Below are 5885 nucleotides of genomic sequence, written 5' to 3' on the forward strand. Positions count from 1 at the left end.
GGATCATGAACGGCAGCATGATGTAGACCATGCCGATGGTGACGCCGGTAAGGTTGTTGATGAGCGGCAGCGGCTGGTCGGTGATGCCGGTCGCTATCAGCGCCCGGTTGATGACGCCAGTGCGCTGCAAGAGCACCATCCAGGCATAGGTGCGGGTCAAGAGATTGGTCCACATCGACAGGATAATGATGCCGAACAGGATCGAGGCGAGGGCCGGCGGCATGATCGCCAGCATCCAGGCGACCGGAAAGGCGACGAGCACGGTGACGATGGTGACGACGAAGGCGACGAGGAAGGTGTTGAAGAACACCCGCGCGTAGGTGCCGTCGCCGAGCAGCGCAGCGTAATTCTGCAGGCCGGGAGCCGGATCGGTGACGCTGCGCAGGAGCAGCGCCAAAACCGGCACGACGAAGAAGAGCCCGATCAAGGTCAGCGCCGGCAGCAGGCCGCCGACGCCTGCCGGAAGACGCATTCTGGCGATGCTCTGTTCAATTTCCACCGACATAGCGGTATCCCGGGTTGCGAAGCGGGACGGCGGAAGCCGTCCCGCTTCTGTCACGAGAAGGCGGGCGTCATTTCGCCTGCCAGGCGTACCAGCGCGTGGCGATCTCGTCGCGATGCTCGGCCCAGTAGTTCATGTCGAGGTTGATCTGGCCGTCGACATGGGCGTCGGGCAGGCCCTTGACCACGTCGGCGGGCATCTCGGCCTTGGCCTTGGTGTTGATCGGCGCATAGCCGCTCGCCTCGGCGAATTTCGCCTGGCCGGTCGGGCTGGACGCCGCGGCGAGGAACTTCATGGCGGCGTCCTTGTTCTTGGCGCCCTTCGGGACGACGAGAACGTCGGCGGCGGTGAGGTTCTGGTTCCAGGAGACACCGACATCGGCGCCGTCCTTCTCCAGCGCGAAGACGCGGCCGTTCCAGAGCTGGCCGAAGGCGGCCTCGCCGGAGGCGATCAGCTGCTGCGACTCGGCGCCGCCGCCCCACCAGACGATGTCGGACTTGATGGTGTCGAGCTTCTTGAAGGCGCGGTCGAGGTCAAGCGGATAGAGCTTGTCGGCCGGCACGCCGTCTGCCAGCAGCGCGATCTCGATGACGCCTGGCGCCGACCATTTGTAGAAGGTGCGCTTGCCGGGAAATTTCTTGGTGTCGAACATGTCGGCCCAACCGGCCGGCTCGCCGGGGACCGCGCCCTTGTTCCAGGCGAGCACGAAGGAATAGTAGAAGCTGCCGATTGCGTGCTCGTTGCTGAAGCGCGGATCGAGATCGTCCTTCGGCACGACGGCGAAGTCGATCGGCTCGAGCAGCCCGTCCTTGGCCGCCTTGATGGCGAAGTCCATTTCGACGTCGACCACGTCCCAGGTGACGTTCTTGGCGTCGACCATGGCCTTCAGCTTGCCGTAGTCGGTCGGGCCGTCCTGCAGCACCTTGACGCCGGCCGAAGCGGTGAACGGCTCAGCCCAGGATTTGGTCTGGGCTTCCTGGGTCGTGCCGCCCCAGCTGGTGAACACCATTTCCCCGGCCTTGGCGGCCGTCGTTGCAATCAGACCGGCAAGGATGCCGGCGAAAATCAGTTTCATGTCGTTCTCCTCTGACTTTGTGTGTTCCGTTTCTTGTTCTTCAGTGCACCGTCGACAGGCCGCCTCAGCGCATGACGAAGGGATCGGGGATCGGCTCGTCCGATGTGCGGATCCACACCGATTTCGAGCGCGTGTAGTCACGGATGGCGTCGAGGCCGCCTTCTCTGCCGAGGCCGGAGAGGCCATAGCCGCCGAACGGAACCAGCGGCGAGACGGCGCGGTAGGTGTTGACCCAGACCACGCCGGCATGGATGCCGCGGGCCATGCGATGCGCCCTGGCGAGGTTGGTGGTGAAGACACCCGACGCGAGGCCGAAGGGCGTGTCGTTGGCGAGCGCCAGCGCCTCCGCCTCGCTGTCGAAGGCGAGCGCGCTCAGCACCGGTCCGAACAGTTCCTCACGCACGCAGGCGAGCGCCTGATCCTGCGCCTCGATGATCGTCGGCGCGTAGTAGAACCCGTCCGCCTTGCCCTTGGGCCGTGCGCCGCCGGTGATCAGCCGGCCGCCGCCGGCCAGGCTTTCGGCGACGATCGTCTCGATCCGTTCGCGCTGGCGCAAGGTTGCGAGCGGCCCCATTTCGGTGGCGGTGTCCTGTGGATCGCCGATGGCGATGGCCTCGGCCTTCCGCTTCAGCCGCGCGAGGAACTCGTCCTTCACCGAACGCTCGATCAGCAGCCGCGAGCCGGCGACGCAGCTCTGGCCGGTCGCGGCGAAAATGCCGGCGACCACGGCGTTGGCGGCGCTGTCCAGATCGGCGTCGGCGAAGACGACGACCGGGCTTTTGCCGCCGAGCTCGAGCGTCGTGTAGGCGAGATTCTCGGCCGTGTTGGCGACGATCTGGCGGGCGGTCGAGGGGCCGCCGGTGAAGGCGACGCGGGCGACGAGCGGGTGGCTGGTCAGGCGGCGTCCGCAATCGTGGCCGAAGCCGGTCAGGATGTTGACGGCGCCCGCCGGGAAGCCGGCCTCGTGGACCAGCTCGGCGAAGGCGAGCAGCGGCGCCGGGCCATCCTCGGAAGCCTTGAGGACGACGGTGCACCCGGCTGCCAGCGCCGGACCGAGCTTGACCGCCGACAAGAAGAGCTGCGAATTCCAGGGCACGACTGCGGCAACGACGCCGATCGGCTCCGGCCGCACCGTCACCTCCATGTCGGCCTTGTCGATCGGAATGAAAGCTCCTTCGTGCTTGTCGGCCAGCCCGCCATAGTAGCGGTAGTAGTCGCCGACATAGGCGATCTGGGCGCGCGTCTCGCGGATGATCTTGCCGGTGTCGCGGGTCTCCAGCTCGGCCAGCCGGCCCGCATTGGCGGCGACGAGCTCGCCGAGCCTGACCAAGAGCTTGCCGCGCGCCGTTGCCGTCAGCGAGGCCCAGGGGCCGGAACGCAGCGCCCGGTGCGCGGCCTCGACGGCGCGGTCGACATCGGCGACGCCAGCGGCCGGCATCGTCGCCCAGGGGGTGCCGGTCGAAGGATCGATACTGTCGAAGGTCGCCGCGGCCTCGACGAACTCCCCGTCTATGTAATTCTTGAAGGCTACGGTGCTCATCGCGACCCCGCCTGGAAGGCCGGCATCACCCTGTCGATGAAGAGCCGCAGGGACTTCTTCTTGCGCTCATGCGAGAGGCCGCTGTCGATCCAGATCGAATATTGGTCGTAGCCCTGCGCTTCATAGGTCTTCAGCCGGGCGATCACCTCGTCGGCCTCGCCGATGACGAGGTTCTGCCTGATCTTGTCCGGCGCGTATTGCGGCATGGCCGCAATCTCTTCCTCGGTCAGGGGCTCGAGGATGCCCTGATGCACCGGCTTCTTGTTCTGGAACCAGGCGCCGAACTGGCAGTAGAACAGCGACAGATCCTGCGCCAGACGGTCGGCGTCGGCGGTGTCCTCGGCCACGAATGTGTGCATCAGGAGCATGATTTCCGGCCGCGCGATGTCCGGATGGGCCTGGCAGGCGGTGTTGAACCGCTCCATCAGGCTCGCCACCTCGCCGTCGCCGGAGGCAAGCGGCGTCACTTGCACATTGCATTTGTTGGCGACGGCGAAGTCGTGCGAGTTCGGATCGCGGGCCGCCACCCAGATCGGTGGGTAGGGGGCTTGCAAGGGCTTGGGCGAGGAGGTGGTCGGCGGGAAGGACCAGAACTCGCCGGACAACTCGAAATCACCGTCCCAGAGGCCGCGCAGCGCCGGCACCATCTCGCGCATGCGCTGGCCGGCGCCCCAGGCGTCCAGCCCTGGGAAGAGCCGCTGATACTCATAGCTGTAGGCGCCGCGCGCGATGCCGATGTCGAGCCGGCCGTCGGTGATGATGTCGGCCATCGCCGCTTCGCCGGCGAGTTTGATCGGGTGCCAGAAGGGCGCGATGATGGTGCCGGTGCCGAGGCGGATGCTTGAAGTCTTGGCGGCGAGATAGGCGATGTTGACGAACGGGTTCGGCGAGATGGTGAACTCCATGCCGTGATGCTCGCCGATCCAGGCGGCCTCGAAGCCTGCCTGCTCGGCCAGCACGACGAGTTCTTCCAGCTCCGCCAGCAGTTCGGATTGCGGCTTGGCCAGATCCGAGCGCTCCATATGGACGAAAAGCGAAAACTTCATAGGTCTCACCCGTGGCCGGAATGGATTGCTGCTGACGGCGCGGCCTTGGCGAGTGGCCGGACCTCGCCTTCGACCTCATTGCCGACATAGACGCCGAACTGATCCTCGGTGCGCTCGCGTGCATAGCGGGCGAGCATCGAGCGCACCGCCGGATCGGCGATCTTGAGATCGGCCATCCGGTCGATGTCGACAAGCCTGATGTGGCCGTCGCCGGACAGGGGCGCGCCTACCGTGCCGCGATAGTAGACATGGGTGCGCGAGGCGTCCGTCGCATCGTCCCAGACCGCGTAGAGGAAGCCAAGATCGGCGTCGATCGCCTTGGCTGCAAGCTTTCCCCTGAGACTGCGGGCATCGCTCGCGGCGCCGAGGCCACGTCCGGCCGGCAACTGGTGGGAGCCGTCCGCCGCCTCGAGGAAGAGCACGCGGCCATCGCTCTCGAGGATGGCGCCGACCTCGGTTCCGGGCGGTGCCGCGGCAAGCGCTTCCTGGCTGAGGCCCGGCGTGACATAGGCGCCCCGGCAATAGCCCAATGGCTGGGCGCCGTTGTGGGTGAAATCGTGGACCCGGCCGATGAGGATCGAATGGTCGCCGGCATCCACCAATTGCTCCATGCCGCAATCGAAGACCGCGACAGACCCGTCGATCACCGGATTCCCGGTCTGGCCCGGCTGCCAGACCACCGACGCGAACTTGTCGGCCACCTTGGAGGCGAAAATGCCGGACGCGGCCTTCTGGTCTTCCGACAGGATGTTGATGGCGAATCCCCTGGAGGTCGAGAAGGCCTGGTGCCCCAGCGCCTTCTTGGCGATGCAGACAAGCACCAGCGGTGGCTCGAGCGAAACGGAGGTGAAGGAGTTGGCGGTGAAGCCGCGCGGGTCTCCTGCCTCGTCCACCGTGGTGACGATGGTGACGCCGGTCAGGAAGGAGCCCAGCGCGCGGCGGAACTCGATTGGGTCGAAAGCGGTTTGGGCGCTTGCGGCAACGTCGGCCGCGCGATCGAGAAAGGCCGTGATGTGCTGAGTCACTTTCTTGGGCGAAGCAATTGTCATCATGTGCTTTTCTCCACTCAGCACCAGGCATTGTCCTGATGGCGCGAGCCGCGCCATGGCGGCGGACATTGCGGGGGTGGAATTGCGATCCTCCGATCCGGTGATGAACAGCGCCGGCGTGGCAAGCTCGGCCAGGCGATCGACATGGGCTGTGTCGGCGCTGGCAAAGAGGCGATAGGTGCGGGCGTAGCCTTCGGCATCGACGCTCTCGAGCGCGGTTCGCGCGGTCGCGGCGGCGTCGGCCAGATCCGGCGGGATCGGATCGCCGAACCAGCGCGCGATCGTCGCGGCGATGGCCTGGGGATCGCCATGGCCGCCGAGGGCGGCCGCCCGTTCGCGCACCGCTTGCGCAAGTTCCGGCGGGCGGCGGAAGACGGCGTTGAGGCAAATGACGGAACTGACACGCGACGGCGCGCGCAGCGCGATCTCCTGCGCGACCAGCGCGCCCATGGAATGGCCGACAACCGCGACGCGGTCGAGGCCGAGATGGTCGAGCAGGCGGATCGCTTGGTCGGCGAAGTCCGCCAGCCCGGCATCCTGCGGCGGCAGCGGCGAGCCGCCATGGCCGAGCATGTCGATGGCGATCAGGTCGAAGCGGTCCTGCATCAAGGCGATCGGCGGCCGCCCGCATCATCGCATCGGCGACCGCTACCAGGACTTGAAGGAACTCGGG

At 66.6% G+C, this 5885-nt stretch carries 4 protein-coding genes and 1 pseudogene; all 5 read right to left on the bottom strand.

The window, feature by feature from the left end:
* A pseudogene (locus EN745_RS27950) lies at positions 1–472 on the bottom strand (ABC transporter permease); the annotation flags it as partial.
* A gap of 100 nt (positions 473–572) precedes the next feature.
* A complete protein-coding gene (locus EN745_RS27955; protein WP_126058969.1) occupies positions 573–1577 on the bottom strand; it encodes an ABC transporter substrate-binding protein in 1005 nt (334 codons plus the stop codon).
* Between the two features lie 64 nt (positions 1578–1641).
* Positions 1642–3117, bottom strand: coding sequence for an aldehyde dehydrogenase (locus EN745_RS27960; protein WP_126058970.1), 1476 nt, complete (start codon positions 3115–3117; stop codon positions 1642–1644).
* Positions 3114–4163 carry an LLM class flavin-dependent oxidoreductase gene (locus EN745_RS27965; RefSeq protein WP_126058971.1) on the bottom strand — a complete coding sequence of 350 codons (1050 nt, stop codon included), beginning with the start codon at positions 4161–4163 and terminating at the stop codon, positions 3114–3116. The genes EN745_RS27960 and EN745_RS27965 overlap by 4 nt, the downstream gene beginning before the upstream one ends.
* A 5-nt stretch (positions 4164–4168) precedes the next feature.
* Entirely contained in the window at positions 4169–5818 is a 1650-nt protein-coding gene (locus EN745_RS27970; RefSeq protein WP_127422747.1) for an alpha/beta fold hydrolase, read from the bottom strand.
* Positions 5819–5885 lie beyond the last annotated feature (67 nt).

The sequence above is a fragment of the Mesorhizobium sp. M4A.F.Ca.ET.022.05.2.1 genome, from assembly GCF_003998845.1.
In the GTDB taxonomy this organism is placed as follows: Bacteria; Pseudomonadota; Alphaproteobacteria; order Rhizobiales; family Rhizobiaceae; genus Mesorhizobium.